Below are 22,783 nucleotides of genomic sequence, written 5' to 3' on the forward strand. Positions count from 1 at the left end.
GAAAAATATATGGGAGGTAATAAACGTGACAAAAAGATTAAAGTACTTTGTTAACGGTACATGGAAAGACTCTAAAACAGAAAAATACATGCCAGTCACAGATTCGAGCATAGGGGAACTCTTGGCTGAAGTTCCCAGCTGTACTTCGGAAGAAGTGTCGGAAGCCATTGCAGCCGCCAAAGCGGCCTTTCCGGCTTGGTCCGCTACACCTGTCAGCAAACGTGCTGAATACATGTTTAAATTTAGAACGATCTTGGATGAACATCTGGAAGAATTGGCGCTCAGTGTGTCCAAAGAGCTGGGGAAAAACCTTGCCGAGGCCAGGGGGGATGTACTAAAGGCCATTGAAGTTGTGGAATTAGCCTGTGGTGCACCTTCCCTCATGCAAGGGGATTCTTTAATGAACGTATCCCGTGGCTACGATACCGTACTATATCGGGAACCTTTGGGAGTATTTGCTGGTATTGCTCCCTTCAATTTTCCGGCTATGATTCCCTTTGGTTGGATGATCCCTTTGTGCATCACCACCGGTAACACCATTGTCATGAAAGCAGCCAGTATGACTCCCTTAACCTCTATGAGAATGATTGAATTGTTGTATGAAATAGGACTGCCCGAAGGGGTCGTAAACTTGATTACCTGTAGCCGTAAAGAGGCAGAAATTCTTTTAACACATCCGGACATTAAAGGGGTATCCTTTGTTGGTTCCACCGAGGTAGGAAAACATATCTATACCACTGCCGCTGCCCACGGTAAAAGAGTCCAGGCCCTTTGCCAAGCCAAAAATCACGCTCTTGTTTTACGGGATGCCAACCTTGAATGGTCTGCCCGGAGAATTGTTAATGCCACCTTTGGTTGTGCTGGTATGCGTTGTATGGCCCTGCCGGTGGTCGTGGTTGAAGAAGCGGTTGCAGATGAGTTTGTTCGCCACCTAACCAAATTTGCTCAAGAAATTAAAGTAGGTCCGGCCTATCATGCTGAAACTGAATTAGGCCCCGTGGTTTCGGTAGAGCATAAGAAATTTGTTATCGACTGGATTGCCAAAGGGGTTGAGGAAGGTGCCCAGTTAATTCTGGATGGCCGCTCTATGATGGTAGATGGTTTTGAAAAGGGATATTTTGTAGGTCCTACTATCTTTGATCAGGTGCAGCCGGGTATGAGTGTGGGCGACTCCGAAATATTTGGTCCTGTAACTTGTATTAAACGGGTACAGAATTTTGAGGAAGGCCTTGCTTTAATGAACGCCAACCAATTTGCCAATGGTTCCTGTATCTTTACCAATAACGGTTACTATGCCAGGGAATTTGCCCACAGAACTCACGGCGGTATGGTTGGTATCAACGTTGGCATACCGGTTCCCCTTTCGGTATTCCCTTTCTCCGGACATAAGGATTCTTTCTTTGGCGATTTGCACGTCATGGGTAAAGACGGTGTAGCCTTCTTTACTGAAGCAAAATGTGTAACCTCAACCTGGTTCAAAGATGAAAGTCAAGCCAGTGCTAAGGTTAGTACCTGGGAAGGAACTATTTCAAGAACGTAATATCGAATGATTTGCAAGGTCTATCTTCATATACCCCTTGCTGTTGCTGTTAAGGCTATGATCCATTTAACTAGTTGGTGTAGCCTTAACAAAATTCTTTTAATTTTTTTCTTACCTTTAGTACACCTAAAAAAATCAGAATAAAGCCATGTTTCTGAACCTTCAAAAATACCACTCATAAGAAAGGCGGTTTTTTTAAGGACTTCATTAGGTCACATCTAACCTGTCACCAGAAAACTAGGGAGAAACTAAAAGGAGGGCATTTTAATGTTTGATTTCTTTGTACCAAACGTGAATTTCTTCGGCAAAGACTCTGTTCGTGTAGTAGGTGAAAGATGCAGAATTTTGGGCGGCAAAAGAGTTCTTTTAGTAACCGATGGCTTCCTGGCTAAGATGGAAGGTGGTCCTGTAGGTCAAGTGATTGACTATCTGGAAGAAGCGGGTTTAAGTACAATCACTTTTAGTGATGTTGAACCCAATCCCAAAGATGTCAACGTAATAGCTGGATTAAAGGTTTATCAACAAGAGAAATGCGATATGATTGTTTCTGTTGGTGGGGGTAGTGCCCATGACGCCGCTAAGGGCATTGGCATAGCTGCTACCCACTCAGGAGACCTGTACGAAGATTATGCTGGTATTGAAAAACTTACCAACCCGTTACCACCTCTGGTTTGTGTTAATACCACTGCCGGGACAGCCAGTGAAGTGACACGTCACTGTGTACTGACGAATACCAAAACCAAGGTTAAATATGTCATAGTAAGCTGGAGAAACACCCCACTGGTTTCTATCAATGACCCCCTGTTGATGCTTAAAAAACCTGCAGCATTAACCGCAGCCACTGGGATGGATGCTTTAACCCATGCCGTAGAAGCTTACGTAACCTTGGGTGCCAACCCTGTAACAGACGCAGTTGCTATCCAGGCTATAAAACTAATTTCTGACAACCTGCGTCAAGCAGTAGCTTATGGTGAAAATGTTGAAGCAAGGGAAAATATGGCCTATGCTTCCTTATTAGCCGGTATGGCTTTTAATAATGCGGGTCTCGGCTATGTTCATGCGATGGCCCACCAACTAGGTGGTTTATATGATATGCCTCACGGCGTGGCAAACGCTATCCTACTGCCGCACGTAGAACGGTACAACCTAATTTGTAATCCAAGAAAATTTGCCAATATCGCTGAGTTTATGGGCGAAAATATTGAGGGACTGTCTCCCATGGCTGCCGCCGATAAGGCCATTGATGCCATTGTTAGGTTATCTAAGGATGTAGGTATTCCCTCCGGCTTAGGACAGCTTGGTGTGAAGGAAGCAGATTTTGAATTCATGGCTAAAATGGCCATGTTAGATGGTAACGCTGGTTGTAACCCCATCAAAGGAACGGAAAAAGATCTGGTTAAGATTTTCCAAGCTGCTATGTAATCGCATAAGATATTGGCTTGTTGCCAACAAGAAATAGGCTAAAATAATTGCTCTAAAATTACTTCACTCTTTGTAGTAACCTGAGAGCTGTTTTTTTATGCATCATTTTTTGTAGCCCATAACTGCATACTGATGGAAGAACAAAAAACCCCCCCAGGCAGTTCAAACTGCTTGGGGAGGTGGTTGCTATAGTTTTTTGCCTACCTCAGAATTAGGGAAGAAAAGGGGTTCGCCATATTGGGCTGCACCGAATTCTTTAATGAGGGTTTGTCCTTCTTGGCCCGTGGCAAATTCAACAAATTTCATTACTAAATCATTCTTAACAGTAGGGAATTTCTCGGGATTTACAGGAATAAGACTAATGTAATTTAGCAGGCTTTCATCTTTTTCTACCAACACCTCTAGTTTCAGTTCCTTTTTAAGGGTTAGATAGGTGGCACGGTCCATGATTGTGTAGGCTTTTTGCTCATCGGTATATTTTAGGGTAGGGGCATTACCCTCAGCACCCTTGGCAAATTTTATGTACCAATTACCCTCTGGTTTTATTCCAGCCGCTTGCCAGAGTTCTTTCTCCTTGACATGGGTTCCGGAGTTGTCTCCCCTGGTAACAAAGGGAGCTTGGGTTTTTGCTATTTTCTGTAGTGCTTCATTTACATTCTTTAAACCTTTAATTTGAGCAGGGTCCTCGGCAGGTCCCATAATGACAAAGTCGTTATACATTAGATCAATACGCTTAGTGCCATACCCCTCAGAGACAAATTTTTCTTCCAGAGCCTTAGCATGTACCATCACCAGATCGACACTGCCGGATTGCCCAATTTTTAAGGCTTCTCCGGTGCCTGCGCCAACATGACGTACTTTAATACTCGTTTTCTTTTCGAAAGCATCTTCTAAGGCAGCAACAATACCAGCATCAATGGGACCGATGGTAGAGGCCATGAGAATTTGTTCGGTTGCTGTGGCAGCCGTTTTAGGAGCCTCTTCCTTAGCGGGTTGGCTGCCACAGCCAACGAAAGAGAAAAGTAGTGTGAGGGAAACAACGGTACCGAATAACCTTACAATGCCCTTTTTCAAAGTGGTAACCTCCTTGTTTTTCCAATCATAGGGACTTTGTTTGTTAGGTTGTTTTCACCCCCTAGAGAAAAATAAAAACCGTGTACTATGCCGACAAAAAAGAACAGTACACGGTTAAAGTAACCGTCAGTTCTCCTTTCCGCACCGGGAGGCTGGTCCGTTTCCAAACCAACCCTAAGGCTTATGAACCATGCTAATAACTAGCGAAGGTTCGTAAGCTCGGAGTAACCTATGCTATTTTAAAAAAATAGAATATTCTTACGTTTTATTTATTTCGTTTAGAAAATGGAAATTCCTCTATTGATTTACTGTGATTTCGGAAGGATATTAAAGTTTGACTAGAGAATAGTACATCCAAACCTATGGTTTATAACGTAACTATGTTATTTGTACAACGCTATATCTTTTTGGAACAGTCAAATAAAAACAATTCCAAAATAGAACATTCAGTGATGAAAATTTATGGCAAAATGCTTTAATTAAGAACATTTTGAATTGGTACGAATTTTGCTATATAACGTAACAACATGTCTCCGAGCTATTTTGATCTAAAGCCTTGGCTATGATCGACTGGCCGATAGGGCTTACCGAGAAATTGGTTGGCCTCCCCTGTGGAAAGGAGCACAGCTTGGCTTATTGGCCAGATCTGCCTGCTGCTTTTCGGAGATCTGGTTGTTTATTTTTCTAGCAAAGCTATTTCAGATCGTGGAGGTTTGACAATGCGAGAGATGATGGAAATAGTACATAAAAGTCTCGGGGGCGTTGCGTTAAAATCCCTTACTGATGAGCAAAAGGTGAAACTAAAAAATAACTACAATTGCAAACTTTACTTGTTTGATTATGGCCTTAATACCAGCGGTGATTTGGTAATACAGACAACCAGGGGTAATTATACCAATTTACTCTATTACATGGGCTTTGATCATGCTAAAAACGATATGATCAAAGTAAAAATAGAAGTAGCGGATGATGTGGTTGTTATTTATAACATGGAGAATGAAAGAGTTGCCGGTTTGGCAGAGAAACTAGGCCTAGTTGGCTGACGGATTTTAGTGAATGGTTAGAGCGTTCTTAAACTTAAAATCGACTCCGAGCCTGTGGTAGTCTAAGGCAACTGCTAAGATACTCAGGCCGTTAGGGTTTAATGGGAAACCATTAAGCCTCCCCTGTGGAAAGGAGTACAGTTTTAACCTTGGATGATAGAACCAGGGTGCTGTTGAGCCTTCGACAGCACCCTGGTTTTTATTTGCAGGTCAGAAAGTATAGCTTTCCGGTATGCATAAGGGCAAGCTAGGTTTCCGCCAGCGTCTGAAAATTTAGCATATCCTAAGGGCATAAACAAGTAACAAACCAAGTTTTTCTACTATAAAGAGGGGGATAGGTTATGAAAATAGTACCGGTTCAAGAGGCGGTAGGCATGGTTCTCTGTCATGATATCACCCAGATTATTCCAGGTAAATTTAAAGGAAGGGCATTTAAGAAGGGCCATGTGGTGAGGCAGGAAGATATCCCCAAATTACTAGATATCGGTAAGCAAAATCTATATGTATGGGAAGTGAATAAGGACCTGCTGCATGAGGATGAGGCGGCCATCAGAATTGCCAGCAGTGCTGCTGGTAGCGGCATCACTCTTACGGAACCCAAGGAAGGGAAGGTCAATCTTATTGCCAACCACTCGGGACTTCTTAAGGTGAACACAGAAGTACTTTACAGCATTAACGAGATGGAAGAAGTCATGTTTGCCACCTTACATACCAATCAGATAGTTAGTGAGAATAAGGCAGTGGCGGGTACCAGAATCATTCCCTTGGTAATTAATGCCAATAAGATTCAGAACATTGAAAAAATATGTCGAAATAACTACCCGCTGGTAGAGGTTAAACCCTTTCAAGCGAAACGAGTCGGTATTGTCACCACTGGTAGTGAAGTATACCATGGGCGCATTCAAGATAAGTTTGGGCCGGTGGTAACCAGAAAGATAGAAGCTTTGGGAAGCACGGTTTTCAGACAGATTTTTGTGTCTGACAGTATAGAGATGATTGTCGATGCCATCAATCAATTATTGCGAGAGGGGGCTGAGCTGATTACAGTTACCGGCGGGATGTCTGTGGACCCGGATGATGTAACTCCGGCCGGCATCAGGGCTGCTGGTGGACGTATTGTTACCTACGGGGCACCCACCTTACCAGGGGCGATGTTTATGGTGGCCTATCTTGGCAAGGTGCCGGTGCTGGGATTACCTGGTTGTGTCATGTATAGTCGCAGCAGTATTTTCGATCTGGTGGTGCCTCGCATTATGGCAGGGGAGGAAATTACCCGCAGGGATATTGTTGCTCTGGGCCACGGAGGTCTTTGTGTTAACTGCCAGGAGTGTCGATATCCGGATTGTGGTTTTGGCAAAGGGTTTTAGCGAATTTTAGGGTCTGAGGCCTTAAATAAAATAAAGAAGGAGTGTAGGAATTTGATTAAAAAGAAGCTCAATATCAACGGCAGCAATACTGTGTTGATTGCCGACCCGGAAGCTTTGTTGGTAGATGTGCTACGCGGGCAACTGCATCTGACCGGTACCAAGGTTGGTTGCGGTAAGGCCCAGTGTGGTGCTTGCTCGGTGATTCTCAATGGGAAAGTAGTTTTATCCTGCGCCACCAAGATGAAGCGGCTTCCCGATGATTCCATCATTACCACCATTGAGGGCATCGGTACCCCTACCAATCTGCATGCTTTGCAGTTGGCTTGGGTTAAATATGGCGCTGCCCAGTGTGGTTTTTGTTCACCGGGCTTTATTGTCTCCTCGAAGGCTTTGCTGGATGAAAACAGTAGTCCCACCCGGGAAGAGGTTCGGGACTGGTTCCAGAAACACAATAACGTTTGCCGTTGCACCGGTTACAAGCCTCTGGTAGATGCTGTTATGGCTGCGGCTCAACTGATGCGTGGTGAAATCTCTGTGGAGGACCTAGGCTTTAAGATGCCCGCCGACGGTAAGATCCTGGGCACCGATTATCCCCGTCCTTCTGCAGTGGCCAAGGTTACCGGTACCATCGAGTATGGTTCTGATTTTGGTCTAGAGATGCCTGCCGGAACTCTGCAACTGAAACTGGTACAAGCGCAGGTCTCTCACGCTAAAATTCTGTCCATTGATACCAGTGAAGCAGAAAAAATGCCTGGTGTTTATAAAGTGGTGACCCACAAGGATATTAAAGGTAAAAACCGGATCAACGGCCTGAACTTCCCCAGCAACAAAGGGGATAGCTATGATCGCCCGATCCTGTGCGATGAAAAGGTTTTCCAGTTTGGTGACGCTATCGCCATTGTTTGCGCTGATACCGAAGCAAATGCCCAGGCTGCTGTGGAGAAGGTTAAAGTGGAACTGGAAGTGCTGCCGGCTTACATGGGTGCTCCTGCTGCTATGGAACCGGATGCTATTGAGATCCATCCTGGTACTCCCAACGTTTACTATAAGCAACCCATTGAAAAGGGTGAAGATACTGCACCGTTAATGGAAAAGGCCGATGTTGTGGTAGCCATGGAAGACTTATTCGTAGGTCGTCAACCCCACCTGCCCATCGAGCCGGACGTGGCTGCTGCCTACTATGATGGCAACGGCAACCTGCAAATTTTATCCAAGAGCATTGGTTTAGATCTGCATGCCCTGATGATTGGGGAAGGTCTTGGTCTGGAAGCGGGTAAAAATCTGTTCCTCTCCCAGTTCCCTGGCGTGGGTGGTACCTTTGGTTATAAATTCAGTCCCACCATTGAAGCCTTGGTAGGTGCAGCTTGCATGGCTACCGGTAAGCCCGTATTCTTAAACTTCAGCTATTACCAGCAAATTACCTACACCGGCAAACGGTCTCCCTTCTTTGTGGACCTGAAGTACGGTGCTAATAAGGATGGCAAAATTATCGCAATGGAAAGCAACTGGGCAGTGGATCACGGCCCCTACTCCGAGTTTGGCGATCTTCTGACTCTCCGGGGTGCCCAGTTCATTGGTGCCGGTTATGGCATTCCTAACATCCGTGGCACAGGCTATACCGTGTGCACCAACCACGGTTGGGGTTCTGCTTTCCGGGCCTACGGATCACCCCAGAGCTTCTTTGCCTCCGAAACTCTCATGGATGTCTTGGCCGAGAAATTGGGTATGGATCCGCTGGAACTGCGCTATATCAACGCGTACCGTCCCGGTACCACCAACCCCTCCGGTCACGAACCCGAAGTTTATTCAATGGAAGCTTTAATTGATGCCATCCGTCCCAAGTATCAGGCGGCTTTGGAGAATGCCAAGAAGCTTTCTACCCCAGAGAAAAAGCGCGGCGTTGGTGTTTCTGTCGGGGCCTATGGTTGCGGTCTGGATGGCGTAGACGGCGCTGAGGTATGGGTAGAACTGCTGGCAGACGGCAGAATCCAGGTTAGCACCAACTGGCAAGATCACGGCCAGGGTGCAGATATGGGACTGCTGGCTACCTCCCACGAAGCCCTGCGGCCAATGGGTATCAAGCCTGAACAAATTAAACTGGTTACCAACGATATGAACCTAGCTCCGGCCGGTGGACCCGCCGGTGGCAGCCGTTCCCAATTGGTGATTGGTAATGCTGCTGTCAACGGTTGCGAACAAATGGTGAAGGCTCTACGGAAGGACGATGGAACCTACATGTCCTATGATGAAGCCGTGGCCAACAATATCCCGTTGAAGTATGTCGGCCAGTGGAGTACGGCAGCCGATAACTGCACCGCTTGCGATGAGAAGGGTCAAGGCAAGCCCTTTGCCACTTATATGTATGGCGTTTTCCTCTCAGAAGTGGAAGTGGATACCAAGACTGGCAAGGTGCGGGTAGTTAAGATGACTTTGGCCGCGGATGTTGGGGAGATCATCAACAAGACCGTGCTGGATGGACAAATTTACGGCGGCTTAGCCCAGGGCATTGGCCTGGCACTGACCGAAGATTTCGAAGACCTCAAGAAACATACCACCATGCGTGCTTGCGGTATTCCCTACGCCAAGGATGTTCCAGACGATTTGGAGATCATCTATGTCAACCACACCCGTAAGTTTGGCCCGCATGGCGCCACTGGCGTTGGTGAATTGCCCTTGACAGCTCCCCACGCCGCCATTGCTAACGCTATTTACAATGCCTGCGGCGTACGGATTACCCAACTGCCGGCTTTACCGGAAAAAGTTCTGGCTGGTCTACAGGGTAAAGAAATTCCCGTTGTTAAGCGTCCCATTAAAAATCCTGCATTCTAAACGAATTTGGCATGTCGGAAAGTAGTATACTTTCCGACATGCATAAAGGCAAACTAAGCTTCCGCCGGCGTCTAAAGACTTGGCGTACCCGATAGGTCATAAACAGGCAGGTAAACAAGCCAAGTTTTCTATTCAAGATTAATGATCTAAGGCTTTTCTTAAAACGGACTAAATAGTTTCGGCTTTTAGTTCGTTTTAGGTTTCCTTATTGATATAAGGTGGGAAAACATGGACCACAAAAAGATTATGGAATTTGAAGAAAAGTGTATTCAGGAGCATCCCCCGGCTTGCAACGCAACCTGTCCTGTTCATGTGGATGTAAGAAGCATGCTGGCGGAAATCAAAGCCGGGCGTTTTACTGAAGCCTTCCATATATATAGAAAGTCTGTCCCCTTGCCGGGGATTATCAGCCATATCTGCGATCAGCCCTGCCGAAGTGCCTGTAAGCGGGGGGGGGCCGGAGATGCCATCGCCATCGCTGCGCTGGAAAAAGCCTGTGTGCAGCAGATGTCGATTCCCTTACCGAAGACTACACCCTCACCCAGGAAACCAGAACGGGTGGTTATTGTGGGGGGAGGGCTACGTGGTTTAACGGCTGCCCATGACTTGGCAAAGAAGGGATACTCGGTAACTCTTTTTGAAGCTGGCAGTACCTTGGGGGAAAGCCTCAGCAAGAACTTTGCAGCTGTCTTACCCTCGCAAGTAATCGCTGAGGACCTAGCTATTTTTGATCAGCTTGGGGTAGCTATTCAACTAAATACCACTGTGGATAAGGATATATCTTTGGCTGCTCTAAGTCAGGATTACGATGCGGTGTTCCTGAGCACGCTGCCTTCGGAACAACAAGATCAACTTACCATTGACCCCATTACCCTGAGCACCGAACAAAAGGGTGTCTTTGCAGCAGGAAGCCCGGATAAAGAAAGGGCAGCTTCGCCCATTGGTGCTGTGGCAGAGGGTAGAAGGGCGGCTATTTCCATTGATCGTTATTTGCAAGGCGTTTCCCTGACAGCGGCCCGTGAGAACGAGGGGTCCTTTAAGACGCGGCTTTTCACCAGTATTATTGGGGTAGAGCCGCTGCCAGTGGTACCGTTGGGCCATAATCGCAGTTTTTACGGACAGGAAGAAGCGATGCAGGAGGCTGCCCGCTGTATTCAGTGCCAGTGTTTAGAATGCGTTAAGGTTTGTCAATATCTAACCCATTTTAAGGGATACCCAAAGAAATATATCCGACAAATTAACCATAACTTAAAAATGATTAAGGGTCGGCATGAAGCCAACACGTTGATTAATTCCTGTAGTCTCTGTGGTCTTTGCCAGGAGGTCTGCCCGGAAGGGCTCCATCTGGGTGAACTGTGTGGATTGGCCCGTCAGGAGATGGTTACCAAGGGGAAAATGCCCCCCTCCGCCCATGATTTTCCCATCCGGGATATGGAATTCAGCAATGGCGAGCAGTGTGTGTTGACCCGCCACCAGCCTGGACATACTGTTAGTAACTATCTCTTTTTTCCCGGTTGTCAGTTAAGTGCCTCTGCCCCAAACCATGTGGAAAGGGCCTATGCTTATGTAACCGAGCAACTTTCCGGCGGGGTAGGTCTGATGCTGCGTTGCTGCGGTGCACCGGCAGAATGGTCTGGACGGACAGAGGTGTTTGATGGCGAACTGCAACAGATCAAAGCACAGTGGGAGGAAATGGGCAGGCCGCGTCTTATTCTGGCCTGTTCCACCTGCGGCCAAATGTTTAAGAAACATTTGCCGGAGATGAAAACGATTTCTCTGTGGGAGTTGTACGATCAATATGGATTGCCGGAGGTCGCTGGTGCAGAGAGACCGGCACGGGTTGCCGTGCACGATGCTTGTACCTCCCGACAGGAGGAAGATCTTCAGGAAAGAGTACGAAAAATCTTACGGGAGTTGGGCTGCCAGATAGACGAGCTGCCAACCAGCCGTGATAAGACGGAGTGCTGTGGCTATGGTGGACTGATGCAGTTTGCTAACCATGGGCTGGCGGATGATGTGATGAAGCGCCGCATCAACCAAAGTCCTGCCGATTATGTGGCCTACTGCGCTATTTGCCGGGACAATTTTGCTGGCAAAGGCAAAAGAACCTATCATCTGCTGGATTTAATCTATGGCGAGGCAAATCCGGTAGCACCTGCCAGGCGTGGTCCCGGTTACTCACAGCGACGGGAAAACCGAGTTAGACTGAAAAACAAACTACTGAAAGAGCTATGGGGAGAGAAGACCGTGCTAGCAGAAAATTCCTTTGCCACGATTAAACTGTGGATTGCCGAGGATGTTCAGGAAGTAATGGAGCATCGCCTTATTTTGGTGGAAGATATCCAAAAAGTAATTGAACATGCCGAGAGAACCGGCAAAAAACTTTTCAATCACGAGAGTGGCCATTACTTAGCCTATTATCAACCGGTCAGTGTGACCTACTGGGTAGAGTATCAGCCGGAGAATGAGGGATTTAGGATCTATAATACCTACTCCCATAGAATGGAAATTCCGCATGGAGATGAATGAGGAAGTGAAAGGATGAGCCAAGGAAAAGGCCAAGGAGCAGAAAAGGTTATTGAATGCATGAAATGCGGTATCGTGATGGAACTGGGCAACGTCGAGGTAACGTATCTCAATAGCAAATTTCCCATTCAATTGCCGAAATGTCCGCAGTGCGGGCTGGTGTACATTCCTGAAGAACTAGCCACCGGTAAAATGCTGGAAGTAGAAAAGGCCCTGGAAGACAAGTAAAGATAGCGGAGGTAAACAAAATGTCCAGCGCAAAAAGTTGCCGCATCTACGAAGGAAATGCTGTTCGGCAAGTGACTGGCGATAGTATTAGGCCCGGTGGCTTTCATCTGACAGATCGAGCCATGGAGCATTGTGTTTTATCGCCAGGGGCCAGGGTCTTGGATGTTGGTTGTGGAACCGGTGCCACCGTTGAATACTTGAGAAGTAAATACCAATTACAGGCAGTGGGTGTGGACCCATCGGAACTGCTGTTAGAAAAGGGACGCCAAAGAAGCTCGAATTTGCCCCTCTTGCAGGCTGTGGGCGAAAACCTCCCCTTTGGTCCCGCTGAAATGGACGGGATTTTTGCCGAATGTTCCCTATCGGTAATGGATCATCCGCAAATCGTCCTCCAAGAATGCTGCCGTGTGTTACGGAACGACGGTTACCTGATCGTAACGGATATTTATGCCAAAAATTCGGCGGCAACGGCAGACCTTAGGACACTACCGCTGGTTAGCTGTATTACCGGCGCCCTGGGTCGTGAGGAGTTAGAGGAAATGCTTGCTCTGGCAGGTTTTAAGATCGTTATCTGGGAGGACCATTCCGAGCTTTTAAAAGAACTGGTGGTTAAGCTGATCCTAACGCACGGCTCCATGAGCAACTTTTGGCAGCAGGCTGACTCCGAGACCTTTGACGGTAACCGGATACAAGAGACCATCAAAAAGGCCAAGCCGGGCTATTACCTGTTAATTGCCCAAAGAGAGGGGAGATAATTACCATGTCGGAAACAATGTTTCGTATGTTTGAACTGGCCCAACAGGGTTTTTCCTGCAGTCAGATTTTATTACAACTGGGGTTGGATGCCCAGGGAAAAAGTAATGAAGACCTCCTCCGGGCGATGGCCGGGCTGGCGGGCGGCATGGGTTTTTCCGGGGAAACCTGCGGTGCCTTAACCGGTGGAGCCTGTTTGTTGGGACTTTATGCCGCCGACCATGAGAGGTTTCAGGTGATGGTTGCTGAACTGGTTGACTGGTTTAAAGCACAGGGTACCTCTGCATATGGTGGGTTTACCTGCGGCGATATTTTGGGGGAGGAACTACAATATCAGGTTGTGTCCGTGAAGTGTGGTGAAATTGTTACGGCCACCTACGATAAGGTAAGGGAAATTCTCCTTAACTATGGGATTGATCTAGCCGAGGGAAGTCGATGAGCGAACAGGGTACGATTCTAAGCACTACCGAAAGTGTTTGTCCCTTTTGCTTGCGACGGTTACCCGCCCAAAGGGTTTTGCAAAAGGATCAGGTTTTTTTGGTGAAAGACTGCCCGGAGCATGGCCTCACAAAAACGCTGCTCTGGCAAGGACTTCCCTCCTATCAAAGCTGGGCTAGGCCCAAATTGCCTTCCCAGCCCAAAGCATGCTTTACAACCGTCTCCCGGGGCTGTCCCTTTGATTGTGGCCTTTGCCCGGACCATCGGCAGCATAGCTGCACAGTGTTACTGGAGATTACCCAGCGCTGTAATTTGGGGTGCACCTATTGTTTTGCCAATGCCGGCGCAGATCCGGCAGCAGACCCGGATTTAGCCACCATCAAGGGTTGGTTTGAACAAATTCTGCTGGCCGGTGGTCCCTTTAATATTCAACTATCCGGCGGGGAACCCACCTTGCGGGATGACTTACCGGAGATCATCAGTCTTGGCAAATCACTGGGCTTTAACTTCATTCAGCTAAACACCAACGGTTTACGGTTGGCGGAGGAACCCTCCTTTGTTAAGCGATGTCAAGAGGCCGGTTTAACTTCCGTCTTCCTGCAGTTTGATGGCACCGAGGAGGCTATTTATCAAACCTTACGGGGAAAGGCAATCTTACAGCAAAAGCTGCTTGCTATCGAGCATTGCCGAGAGTACCAGTTGGGGGTTGTTTTGGTACCCACCCTGGTGCCAGGCGTAAATGTACATAATATCGGAGCCATGATTAAACTAGCCCTAGGTTATTTACCCACCGTTCGGGGGATTCATTTCCAACCGGTAAGCTATTTTGGCCGCTATCCAGAAGCACCGGCAGACCGCGACCGCATCACCATACCGGAGGTGATTCGTGAAATAGAGCGGCAAAGTGAAGGCAAGATTCAAAGGGAGAGTTTTAAACCTCCGGGGTGCGAGAATGCCCTTTGCTCCTTCCATGGTAATTTTGTCTTGCTGCCCGGCGGTGAACTACGGCCTTGGACCAAGCATGAGGGCTGCTGCGGTACTGTAGAAAAAGCCGAAGTTGGTGCTGCCAAAGCCAGAGGCTTTGTGGCCAAGTATTGGGCTGCGCCGGAGGTAAGGACGGTTGCCGTGGGTAGCCACGGGGGAGCCTTTGACCTTTGGGATGCCTTTATTGAAAGAGCCCGTACCCATTCCTTCAGCATCTCAGGGATGGCTTTCCAGGACGCCTGGAATCTGGATTTGGAACGGCTGAAGGATTGCTGCATCCATGTGATGTCACAGGATCGCAAGTTGATACCCTTCTGTGCCTATAATTTAACGGACAGCCAGGGACAGCCCCTGTACCGGCAGGTGAAGCAGAGATGAAAATAACCCCGCTGCAAAACTGGCTGGCCCATAAGCTGGGCGTTAGCGGCAGTTCCTTAAACCGGGAGACCCTTGAGCAATATCAACTGCAAAAGTTGCGGCAGACCATGGAGTTAGCGGTTCAACATAGTTCCTTTTATCGAAAAAAATTAGGCGGGCGGGGAACTCTGGCAAATTTAGCGTCGCTGAAAGACCTGCCCTTTACGACAGCGGCGGATATCCGCCAGAACCCCCTGAGATTTTTGTGCGTTTCCCAGGATGAGATTAGCCGGGTGGTTACCCTGACGAGTTCAGGCACCACAGGAGAACCCAAAAGGTTGTATTTCACCAAACAGGATCAAGAGTTAACCATTGATTTTTTTCAAATTGGTATGTCTACCTTGGTAGGACCTGGGGACACCGTGCTCATCCTGTTGCCCGGGCAACTGCCGGGCAGTGTAGGCGATTTGCTGGCACAGGGTTTAGCGCGACTAGGGGTCAGAGCGATACCGCACGGTTTGCTGACAGACCCAAATCAAACACGGCAAATCATCCTAGAACAAGGGGTCAATGCCCTGGTGGGAATTCCTACTCAGGTGCTAGCTCTGGCAAGATATCCCCTCCCTTTAAAAAGTGTGCTTTTAAGTGCCGATTATGTTCCCCGGGCAATTAGCCGCGAGTTGGCGCAAAGCTGGGGTTGCCAGGTCTTTAGTCACTACGGAATGACGGAGATGGGACTGGGGGGCGGGGTTGAGTGTGCAGCATTGGCAGGATATCACTTGCGGGAAGCAGATTTGTACTTTGAAATCATCAATCCTGACACGGGTCAAGTAGTGCCGGAGGGTGAAACGGGTGAAGTGGTTTTTACCACCCTCACTAGAAGGGGGATGCCCCTCATTCGTTACCGCACCGGAGATTTGGCTCGCTTTATCCCGGAACCTTGTCCCTGTGGCAGTATGCTAAGAAGAATGGGACAAGTCAAAGGCCGGGTAGCAGGAACCTGCCAACTGGCAGGGGGGAGGTTGCGCCTGTGGGAATTGGATGAAGCCCTTTTTCCAGTGACCGGATTACTAAACTTTACAGTTACTTTATCCCGCACTAACCATCGGGATCGGTTAACCATTGTGGTGCAAATGGCGGATGGGATGAATGGCAGTATGCAGGAAGTTGTTCGAGCTGCTTTAGATACTGTGCCAACGATCCAACGGGCAACCAGACAGGGTAGTTTGGAAATTTGTTTGGAAATACTACCCAGGGGAGGGGCTTTGCAAAGTACCACCGCCAAGCGTTTGATCAAACACCTCTAAGCCCCCGGCCTCTTTAGGGAGGAGATAAACCGTTTTTTTCCTTAGTGGTGGGTTTAATCCCGACGGAGGGGCGTTTGATAAAACGCTCGCGGCGCGATGCACACAAAATGCGCAATGTAGGCGCTAAAGCGCCCGCATTTTGGCGCACAATTCGCGCAAGCGCTCATTGAATAAAGACCTAAGGGAACGGGGGGATCGTGATGAAGAAACTATACCAAGCCATGCTGGATTTTCTTGAACAGGGAAAAAGTTTTGTTCAGGCCACCATCCTAACTCAGTCCGGCTCAGCCCCACGTACCGCTGGGGCCAAGATGATCATTCTACCCGATCAATCCTTTCTGGGCACCATCGGGGGAGGATTGGTGGAAGCCAAGGTTCAGGAATTGGCGGTGGAGGTTTTTAAGACCAGACAAAGGGTAAGGAAAGAATTTAACCTTACGGGCAGTGAAGCCGGGCAGATGGACATGATTTGTGGTGGGAGGTTGGAAGTGCTGGTTGAACATCTGGATGCAACCAATGAGCAACTGCTGCCAGTCTATCAGGCTATGGTAAAGGCTATCGAAAATCGACGCAGAGTGGTACTGGTAACGCCCTTAGAAGTAACGGATAGCAGTCAAACCTTTCTGATCAAGGAAGATCATTCTATTATCGGCACCTTTACCGGACCAACAGAATGGGTTGAGAAGTTTGCCAGCTTGTCTGGTAGGTACCCGCAGGTAATCACCTTAGCGGGACAACGCTTTCTGGTGGAACCCATCACTTCCAATGGTACGGTCTATATTTTCGGTGCAGGGCATGTCTCCCAGAAATTATCCTTGCTAACTACCTTCGTGGATTTTAGGACTGTCGTGTTGGATGACCGGGAGGAGTTTGCTAACCGCGGGCGTTTTCCGTCGGTGGATGAGGTGCTGGTTCTGGAAAGCTTTGAGCAGGCCTTTAAAGATCTGGAGATTGAGCGGGATAGTTATCTGATCATTGTTACCAGAGGACATGCCTACGACAAGGCCGTGTTGGCCCAGGCTCTTCGGACCAATGCCGGTTATATCGGCATGATTGGCAGCGAGAAAAAACGGGACACCATTTACCGGGCGCTGCGGCAGGAAGGTTTTACAGAGGCAGATATGCAGCGGGTTCACTCCCCCATTGGGTTAGAAATTAAGGCGGAGACACCGGAGGAGATTGCGGTTAGCATTACAGCGGAACTCATTAAAATCCGGTCAGGACAAAGCCGATGAGTCAACGGAGAAACATTGGGGCGATTATCTTAGCGGCGGGATTTTCTTCCCGAATGGGTTCCTTTAAGCCGCTTTTACCCTTGGCAGGGAGTACAGTCATTGAGAAATCGGTGAGTGTCTTTCGGTCAATGGGTATTCAAGAGATAACCGTTGTGGTAGGTCATCGGGCTAAAGAGCTTTTACCTGTGCTAAGCAGAATGGGAGTTAACATTATTTACAACCGCGATTACGCCAGTGGGATGTTCTCTTCGGTCAAGGCAGGTGTTAGTAGCATCAAAGCTTCTGTAGAGGCCTTCTTTTTATTGCCTGGAGATATTCCACTGGTTCGACCCGCGACTGTTGCCAGATTAGTAGATGTTTACCTAAACTGTCCCTCCGGCATTATTTATCCTTGTTTCAAGGGTGAGCGAGGCCATCCGCCGTTGATCTCCGCCGGTTATCAAGCAGCCATTCTGGCCTGGGAAAAGGACGGGGGCCTACGGACTTTACTGGAAGAATTTGCAGCAGAGGCAAGGGATGTTGAAGTAACCGATCAGGGGGTGCTGCTGGATATGGATACGCCGGGCGATTATCAAAAAATCCGGGAGACTTTGCCCAGGGATACCATTCCTTCGATAAAGGATTGCTTGGCATTACTAAAAAATGCAGCGGTACCTGCTAGCGTGACCCAACACTGCCAGGCCGTAGCAAAGGTGGCAAAAAAGATAGCCCAATCTTTAGGGGATGCGGGGTATCGGTTGGACACAGACCTAATTTTAGCTGCCGCCCTGCTGCACGACATTGCCCGGGAGAAACGGGAGCACGCACAGGTGGGTGCCCAGCACCTGCGGGAACTGGGGTATCCCAGGGTGGCTGAAATTGTTGCCAGTCATATGGACCTGCCATTACTGGAAGAGGAAATTATCAACGAAGCTTCCGTCGTTTATCTAGCGGATAAGCTGGTAAAAGAAGATCGACTGGTTTTGCTAGAGCAAAGATTTCAGGAAATCTGCCAGAAATATTCCTCCGAAGAAGCGGCTTTTAATGCGGCAATCGGGAGATTGAATCAGGCGAAAAGGATTCAGCTTGCCATAGAGAGAGTGATAGAGCTTCCTTTGGAAAAGATTATTGGCCAGGGTAAGGGGTATCAAGATGGAACAAAGAATGATTTACTTAATCAGACATGGTGCTCTGGAGTCTAAAGGTGGCAAAAGGTTTATTGGGCAGATTGATTTGCCATTAAGTGAAGAGGGACTTGTCCAGGCAAAGCGGTTAGGACAGGAGCTTAGTTGCCTTCGGCTGAGCCAAATTTTTTGTAGTGATTTACAGCGTTCCCGGGAGACTGCTGAAATCATTGCCGGCAAACACAACCTTGCCCCCATCCCTTGCCCGGAATTGCGGGAAATTTGCCTGGGGGAGTGGGAAGGGCGATACTTTGAAGAGATTCGCCGCAGATTTCCGAATGAGTTTAACCAAAGGGGCAAGGATATCGTCAAGTTCTGTCCACCGGGGGGAGAAAGTTTTAATCAGTGTAGCCAGAGGGTTGTAGCCAAGTGGCAGCAAATTATGGAGAACTCCACAGGGAATATCCTAATTACCGGTCATGCAGGTGTCAACCGCTTAATTCTCTGTCATCTATTGGGTATACCTCTGGAGAACATTTTTTGCCTTAGTCAGGACTACGGTTGCCTGAACGTAATTAGTTATCGGGATCAAAAGTATCAGGTGAAAGCGCTCAATAAGGTAAGTAGGTTCAAGCGTTTACATAGCAACAATTAAATTAATCGGCAATTTGCTTCACGCCTGTGATGACGGTGCCTTGTGCAGCAGTTTTCTAAAAAGTTAAAATATTTTCTAAAAATAAAGGATTATTCAGATAGTTATAGAATAATTTTATATTAGGTTTATTACCTCCGAGCTCTGTAACCTGTGATAGTAGATTATGGTTACTGCGGCCGTTAGGGTTTATCTGGAAACGGGTAAGCCTCCCGTGTGGAAAGGATGGTAGCTTTATTAAGCTATGTCTTTAACCGCACGCTGGTGCGGTTTTTGTTTTTATATAATAGATGTAGTGTTTTGACTGTTCTCCGAGCCATATTACCTGTAAGTGTTGGCTTATGGTGTTATGGCCGTTAGGGTTAGCTGGGAAACTGGTTAGCCTCCCTTGTGGAAAGGAGAGCCTTACCTACCTGAGTCTAAACGCGGGGTTGGTTCGTGCTCCTTTTCAAGGATACTGGCCAACCCTGTTATTTTTTGACTAGATTTCCGTCGGCACCTAAAGACTTGTCGTATCTTGAAGATAGATCACAGGTAAGCAAGCACGGTTTTCTAAAGAGGTGGGTTGAATTTGATTAAATTAGGAAAATTATTGGTTTCCTTTCAACCCGGCGAGGTAGTTGGTCGCTACACACAAGGAGAAGAAGAGCTAAAAATAATTGCCGGAGCATTGGGGGATATTACGGACAGAGTATTTGATATGTACTTTGAGTTTTCCCGCTTGGCAGATGAAGGAATCCTGGTAAGGGAAGAAAAAATTTATGGCAGAAGAAATATGCGGGTTTCTTTTTATTACCCCGGAGCATTATCTGTATCAACGGTCAGGCAAGTCATTATCAATAAGCTGCTAGATGAGTATTTACATTTACCAGATTATCCGCGGCCTGGCATCTATGTGGTACAAAACAAAAGAAAAGATCTTAGCCTATTGTGCAGAACCCTGGGTAAAACAGTTTGCCGGGCTTAAATTATATTTTAGAAACTATAAAACTTCTATATAATGAAAGTATAAGAAAAACTAAGGCTTTACCTGATGGACAACCTAAAGTTCACAGGCGGGCAACGCTCAGTTTTTCTAATACTAAACATGAGGTGACGATATGGTAAGCGATTTTGTAAATGAACCCTTTCTCAATCTAACCGATGAACAGGTGGTTACTCATTTTAAAAAGGCACTGGAGCAGGTAGGGTCTCAACTTGGGGGAAATTACCCCCTAATCATTAATGGTGAAGAAATTTACACCGAAGAGAAAATCACTTCTCTGAACCCATCCTTGAGTGATCAAGTGGTTGGTTATGTTGCTAAAGCATCTCTGGAACAGGCAGAGCTGGCTCTTAGTAGCGCTGAAAAGGCTTTCGGCACATGGTCAAAGGTAAAACCGCAGGAACGAGCAGAGTATCTTTTTAAAGCCGCAGCGATCATGCGGGAAAGAAAATATGAACTTTCTAGCTGGCTGATTTACGAAGCCGGTAAAAATTGGGCTGAGGCAGATGCAGATACAGCCGAGGCTATTGATTTTTTAGAGTTTTATGCCCGGGAAATGCACCGTCTAGCCAGTCCCCAACCTCTGGTCAAAATACCCGGAGAACAAAATGAATTGGTTTATCTCCCCCTTGGAGTAGGCGTTGTTATTCCACCCTGGAATTTCCCCTTAGCGATTATGGCGGGTATGACTGCTGCGGCCATAGTAGCGGGTAACACTGTGGTTTTGAAGCCTGCCAGCAACACTCCGGTCATTGCGGCTATCTTCATGAACATTCTTAAAGAAGTAGGTTTACCGGAGGGTGTGGTAAACTATCTGCCGGGCAGCGGCGGGACCATTGGTGATTTCCTGGTCAGCAGCCCCAAAACGAGATTTATTAACTTTACCGGTTCCAAGGAAGTAGGCTTAAGAATTAATGAGTTGGCTGCCAAAATGGTTGCGGGGCAGCGGCATATTAAACGCGTTACTGCCGAAATGGGTGGTAAAGATTGTATTGTTGTAGACAACACTGCAGATATAGAGGCGGCGGCCACAGCAATTGTTGCTTCCTCCTTTGGTTTTCAAGGGCAGAAATGTTCTGCTTGCTCCCGGGCCATCATTGTTAAAGATGTATACGACCAAGTGGTTCAACTAGTGGTGCAAAAAGCTGCACAGCTGACCATTGGTACGGCTGTCGAGAATTACCCCGTTGGCCCTGTTACAGATAAAAGTTCCCTAAATAGAATTAAGTCCTATATAGAAACAGGTAAAAATGAAGGGGACCTGTTGTTGGGGGGTAATACGCTGGAAAGTATGGGAGGCTACTATATTGAGCCTACTATCTTTGGTAATGTCTCACCCAACGCTGTCATTGCCCAGGAAGAGATATTCGGGCCGGTACTGGCTGTAATCAAAGCAGACGATTTCAACCAGGCCCTGGAGATTGCCAATAACACTGAATATGGCCTGACGGGAGCATTATTTTCCCAGGATCGCAGCCATTTAGAAAGGGCCAGAAGTGAGTTCCATGTAGGAAATCTATACTTTAACCGTAAATGTACTGGTGCTTTGGTGGGAGTTCATCCCTTTGGTGGATTCAACATGTCCGGTACCGATTCTAAAGCAGGTGGCCGGGATTATTTGCTGTTGTTTACACAGGCAAAGGTGGTTTCCGAAAAGCTCTAATCCTGTTTTGTACCTTATTTTAATTCGCTTTCATGTAATGTTAATATAAACGCGCCTGTTCCCCCGGCCTGAACCGGGGGACTTTTTTTGCCTTTAATGAAGTATGATTTCTTCTGGTTGTGCGTCCTGATAAGTGCTTGCCCAGGAATTTTTTAACCAGGAGTTATCCTCCATTAGTTTCGGGAGCAGTTCCTTAACCTCGCTGACCAATAGCGCAATTTGTGGATAGGCCTGTAATGTTCCTCTCACCACGATGGGGCGTCCAAAGCTAACCCACTTAAGACGTCGGGAAGTAAAACCGCCGATTTTCATGAGTGTGTTAATCGTCCCCAAAGTACTCACCATCAGCAGTTCATGTGGGTTACCTCCCGCTAATCTATGCATATCGCGAATCGCCGGAACCACAACCGGGCTGGCATATTGGCAACTGAGGGTATAAACGTTGTTGCCCCATTCATCGGTGCCAGCATAAATAATCCTGCCGTAATCAGCTTTGGTAATGTTATCAAACTTTTTCATTTTAAATAACTCTGCCGGCTGGGGGCTTCCTTCTTGGGGTAGGACATTTAGGTGGATGCCCGCAGCGGTTTGTACAGAGTGAGCTCCTCCGACATCATAGTAAATAATTAACATCAACACATCACCTCATCTACTAGCCTACCCAGATTGATACTGATTAGTAATTTTTAGATAGGTACGGCTGACATTTCTAATCAAATTCTAATGTTCTACTAATTAGGCTCTAGCTTTCCCTTCCTATAATAATCTTGTAAATAAAAACTTGCTTGGAGGGGTTACAAAATGACATTTAATTTAAATCACATTGACGAATTAAAGAAAAGAGCCAACGTGAGTTACGGAGATGCCAAAGAAGCACTGGAACAATGTAACGGTGATTTACTAGAGGCCTTAATTTATTTGGAACAACAAAACAAAATTAAACCGGAACAAAATGATAGTTGTACTTTTCTTACCAAATGCAAAAATCTGCTTAAAAAAGGAAACAACACCCGGTTTGTGATTACGAAGAAAGGCAGCACAGTTCTCGATTTGTCGGTAACCGTCTCCGTTATCATAACAGCATTTGCCTCCTACATCGTTATTCCGGTACTTCTATTGGCTTTGTTTACCGGGCATAGAATGAAGTTTGAAGGGAAAGCTGGAGACGACAGTACGGTAAATAAAGCATTTACTAAATTATCCAATGCAGTTGATTTGGCTAAAAAGAAATTAATGGATGAAGAACCCACTGTAACTCAGCAATAAATTTGTTCAGT

19 protein-coding genes and 5 riboswitches are annotated in these 22,783 nt (G+C 47.1%); of the genes, 17 read left to right on the top strand and 2 right to left on the bottom strand.

What is annotated here, in order from left to right; all coding sequences use genetic code 11:
• The first annotated feature begins 25 nt into the window (after positions 1-25).
• Positions 26-1,540 (top strand): CoA-acylating methylmalonate-semialdehyde dehydrogenase, encoded by a 1,515-nt coding sequence (locus BUA78_RS07980; protein ID WP_338011610.1) that lies wholly within the window; start codon positions 26-28, stop codon positions 1,538-1,540.
• Positions 1,541-1,807: 267 nt separating this feature from the next.
• Positions 1,808-2,962, top strand: a complete 1,155-nt coding sequence (locus tag BUA78_RS07985) for an iron-containing alcohol dehydrogenase (RefSeq protein WP_072912960.1) — start codon at positions 1,808-1,810, stop codon at positions 2,960-2,962.
• A 186-nt stretch (positions 2,963-3,148) separates the two neighbouring features.
• On the opposite strand, the gene BUA78_RS07990 is transcribed toward BUA78_RS07985, so the two are convergent.
• Positions 3,149-4,036 carry an ABC transporter substrate-binding protein gene (locus BUA78_RS07990; protein WP_238456763.1) on the bottom strand — a complete coding sequence of 296 codons (888 nt, stop codon included), beginning with the start codon at positions 4,034-4,036 and terminating at the stop codon, positions 3,149-3,151.
• Positions 4,037-4,152: 116 nt separating this feature from the next.
• A riboswitch (molybdenum cofactor riboswitch) is annotated at positions 4,153-4,273 on the bottom strand.
• A 282-nt stretch (positions 4,274-4,555) separates the two neighbouring features.
• Positions 4,556-4,674: riboswitch (molybdenum cofactor riboswitch) on the top strand.
• 81 nt (positions 4,675-4,755) lie between these two features.
• Between BUA78_RS07990 and BUA78_RS07995 the strand changes: the two genes are divergently transcribed.
• The 14 genes from BUA78_RS07995 to pruA all read left to right on the top strand — a co-directional run bounded on the left by BUA78_RS07995 (position 4,756) and on the right by pruA (position 21,506).
• Positions 4,756-5,079 carry a DUF3909 family protein gene (locus BUA78_RS07995; RefSeq protein WP_072912962.1) on the top strand — a complete coding sequence of 108 codons (324 nt, stop codon included), beginning with the start codon at positions 4,756-4,758 and terminating at the stop codon, positions 5,077-5,079.
• A 32-nt stretch (positions 5,080-5,111) separates the two neighbouring features.
• Positions 5,112-5,231: riboswitch (molybdenum cofactor riboswitch) on the top strand.
• Between the two features lie 189 nt (positions 5,232-5,420).
• On the top strand, positions 5,421-6,446 hold the full coding sequence (locus BUA78_RS08000) for a molybdopterin-binding protein (RefSeq protein WP_072912965.1): 1,026 nt from the start codon (positions 5,421-5,423) through the stop codon (positions 6,444-6,446).
• A gap of 51 nt (positions 6,447-6,497) precedes the next feature.
• Positions 6,498-9,275, top strand: a complete 2,778-nt coding sequence (locus tag BUA78_RS08005) for a molybdopterin-dependent aldehyde oxidoreductase (protein WP_072912968.1) — start codon at positions 6,498-6,500, stop codon at positions 9,273-9,275.
• A gap of 228 nt (positions 9,276-9,503) precedes the next feature.
• Positions 9,504-11,804, top strand: a complete 2,301-nt coding sequence (locus tag BUA78_RS08010; protein ID WP_072912971.1) for a pyridine nucleotide-disulfide oxidoreductase/dicluster-binding protein — start codon at positions 9,504-9,506, stop codon at positions 11,802-11,804.
• A 12-nt stretch (positions 11,805-11,816) separates the two neighbouring features.
• Positions 11,817-12,029 carry a DVU_1557 family redox protein gene (locus BUA78_RS08015; RefSeq protein ID WP_072912974.1) on the top strand — a complete coding sequence of 71 codons (213 nt, stop codon included), beginning with the start codon at positions 11,817-11,819 and terminating at the stop codon, positions 12,027-12,029.
• 20 nt (positions 12,030-12,049) lie between these two features.
• Positions 12,050-12,784, top strand: a complete 735-nt coding sequence (trsM, locus tag BUA78_RS08020; protein ID WP_072912977.1) for a DVU_1556 family methyltransferase — start codon at positions 12,050-12,052, stop codon at positions 12,782-12,784.
• A 5-nt stretch (positions 12,785-12,789) separates the two neighbouring features.
• Complete coding sequence (locus tag BUA78_RS08025; RefSeq protein WP_072912980.1) at positions 12,790-13,221, top strand: DVU_1555 family C-GCAxxG-C-C protein; 432 nt, start codon at positions 12,790-12,792, stop codon at positions 13,219-13,221.
• Complete coding sequence (gene trsS, locus BUA78_RS08030) at positions 13,218-14,582, top strand: radical SAM (seleno)protein TrsS (protein WP_072912983.1); 1,365 nt, start codon at positions 13,218-13,220, stop codon at positions 14,580-14,582. Before BUA78_RS08025 ends, trsS begins: the two co-directional genes overlap by 4 nt.
• The gene (locus BUA78_RS08035) at positions 14,579-15,868 is read left to right on the top strand and encodes a DVU_1553 family AMP-dependent CoA ligase (protein ID WP_072912985.1); all 1,290 of its coding nucleotides are present in this window, start codon (positions 14,579-14,581) and stop codon (positions 15,866-15,868) included. The genes trsS and BUA78_RS08035 overlap by 4 nt, the downstream gene beginning before the upstream one ends.
• Positions 15,869-16,068: 200 nt before the next feature.
• Positions 16,069-17,103 carry an XdhC family aldehyde oxidoreductase maturation factor gene (locus BUA78_RS08040; RefSeq protein WP_072912988.1) on the top strand — a complete coding sequence of 345 codons (1,035 nt, stop codon included), beginning with the start codon at positions 16,069-16,071 and terminating at the stop codon, positions 17,101-17,103.
• Entirely contained in the window at positions 17,100-18,284 is a 1,185-nt protein-coding gene (locus BUA78_RS08045; protein ID WP_072912991.1) for a DVU_1551 family NTP transferase, read from the top strand. The genes BUA78_RS08040 and BUA78_RS08045 overlap by 4 nt, the downstream gene beginning before the upstream one ends.
• Positions 18,235-18,861 (top strand): alpha-ribazole phosphatase, encoded by a 627-nt coding sequence (gene cobC, locus BUA78_RS08050; protein ID WP_072912994.1) that lies wholly within the window; start codon positions 18,235-18,237, stop codon positions 18,859-18,861. Before BUA78_RS08045 ends, cobC begins: the two co-directional genes overlap by 50 nt.
• A 120-nt stretch (positions 18,862-18,981) precedes the next feature.
• A riboswitch (molybdenum cofactor riboswitch) is annotated at positions 18,982-19,101 on the top strand.
• 54 nt (positions 19,102-19,155) lie between these two features.
• Positions 19,156-19,275, top strand: a riboswitch (molybdenum cofactor riboswitch).
• Between the two features lie 154 nt (positions 19,276-19,429).
• A complete protein-coding gene (locus BUA78_RS08055) occupies positions 19,430-19,825 on the top strand; it encodes a hypothetical protein (RefSeq protein WP_072912996.1) in 396 nt (131 codons plus the stop codon).
• Positions 19,826-19,958: 133 nt separating this feature from the next.
• Positions 19,959-21,506, top strand: a complete 1,548-nt coding sequence (gene pruA, locus BUA78_RS08060; RefSeq protein ID WP_072912999.1) for an L-glutamate gamma-semialdehyde dehydrogenase — start codon at positions 19,959-19,961, stop codon at positions 21,504-21,506.
• A 93-nt stretch (positions 21,507-21,599) separates the two neighbouring features.
• Here the strand turns inward: pruA and BUA78_RS08065 are convergent, their stop codons facing one another.
• Positions 21,600-22,139 carry a DUF3189 family protein gene (locus BUA78_RS08065; protein WP_084082348.1) on the bottom strand — a complete coding sequence of 180 codons (540 nt, stop codon included), beginning with the start codon at positions 22,137-22,139 and terminating at the stop codon, positions 21,600-21,602.
• A gap of 168 nt (positions 22,140-22,307) precedes the next feature.
• On the opposite strand from BUA78_RS08065, the gene BUA78_RS08070 reads away from it, so the two are divergent.
• Complete coding sequence (locus BUA78_RS08070) at positions 22,308-22,772, top strand: DUF4342 domain-containing protein (protein ID WP_072913002.1); 465 nt, start codon at positions 22,308-22,310, stop codon at positions 22,770-22,772.
• Positions 22,773-22,783 lie beyond the last annotated feature (11 nt).

This window comes from Desulforamulus aeronauticus DSM 10349 (assembly GCF_900142375.1).
GTDB classification, from domain to species: Bacteria; Bacillota; Desulfotomaculia; order Desulfotomaculales; family Desulfotomaculaceae; genus Desulfotomaculum; species Desulfotomaculum aeronauticum.

What these genes read in the sequence shown, in the direction of transcription:
- BUA78_RS08035 (WP_072912985.1), top strand. Translation starts at nt 14,579, where the DNA reads ATGAAAATAACCCCGCTGCAAAACTGGCTGGCCCATAAGCTGGGCGTT.
- trsM (WP_072912977.1), top strand. Translation starts at nt 12,050, where the DNA reads ATGTCCAGCGCAAAAAGTTGCCGCATCTACGAAGGAAATGCTGTTCGG.
- cobC (WP_072912994.1), top strand. Translation starts at nt 18,235, where the DNA reads ATGGAACAAAGAATGATTTACTTAATCAGACATGGTGCTCTGGAGTCT.
- BUA78_RS08010 (WP_072912971.1), top strand. Translation starts at nt 9,504, where the DNA reads ATGGACCACAAAAAGATTATGGAATTTGAAGAAAAGTGTATTCAGGAG.
- BUA78_RS08070 (WP_072913002.1), top strand. Translation starts at nt 22,308, where the DNA reads ATGACATTTAATTTAAATCACATTGACGAATTAAAGAAAAGAGCCAAC.
- trsS (WP_072912983.1), top strand. Translation starts at nt 13,218, where the DNA reads ATGAGCGAACAGGGTACGATTCTAAGCACTACCGAAAGTGTTTGTCCC.
- BUA78_RS08040 (WP_072912988.1), top strand. Translation starts at nt 16,069, where the DNA reads ATGAAGAAACTATACCAAGCCATGCTGGATTTTCTTGAACAGGGAAAA.
- pruA (WP_072912999.1), top strand. Translation starts at nt 19,959, where the DNA reads ATGGTAAGCGATTTTGTAAATGAACCCTTTCTCAATCTAACCGATGAA.
- BUA78_RS08015 (WP_072912974.1), top strand. Translation starts at nt 11,817, where the DNA reads ATGAGCCAAGGAAAAGGCCAAGGAGCAGAAAAGGTTATTGAATGCATG.
- BUA78_RS08045 (WP_072912991.1), top strand. Translation starts at nt 17,100, where the DNA reads ATGAGTCAACGGAGAAACATTGGGGCGATTATCTTAGCGGCGGGATTT.
- BUA78_RS08000 (WP_072912965.1), top strand. Translation starts at nt 5,421, where the DNA reads ATGAAAATAGTACCGGTTCAAGAGGCGGTAGGCATGGTTCTCTGTCAT.
- BUA78_RS08025 (WP_072912980.1), top strand. Translation starts at nt 12,790, where the DNA reads ATGTCGGAAACAATGTTTCGTATGTTTGAACTGGCCCAACAGGGTTTT.
- BUA78_RS07995 (WP_072912962.1), top strand. Translation starts at nt 4,756, where the DNA reads ATGCGAGAGATGATGGAAATAGTACATAAAAGTCTCGGGGGCGTTGCG.
- BUA78_RS08065 (WP_084082348.1), bottom strand. Translation starts at nt 22,139, where the DNA reads ATGTTAATTATTTACTATGATGTCGGAGGAGCTCACTCTGTACAAACC.
- BUA78_RS07985 (WP_072912960.1), top strand. Translation starts at nt 1,808, where the DNA reads ATGTTTGATTTCTTTGTACCAAACGTGAATTTCTTCGGCAAAGACTCT.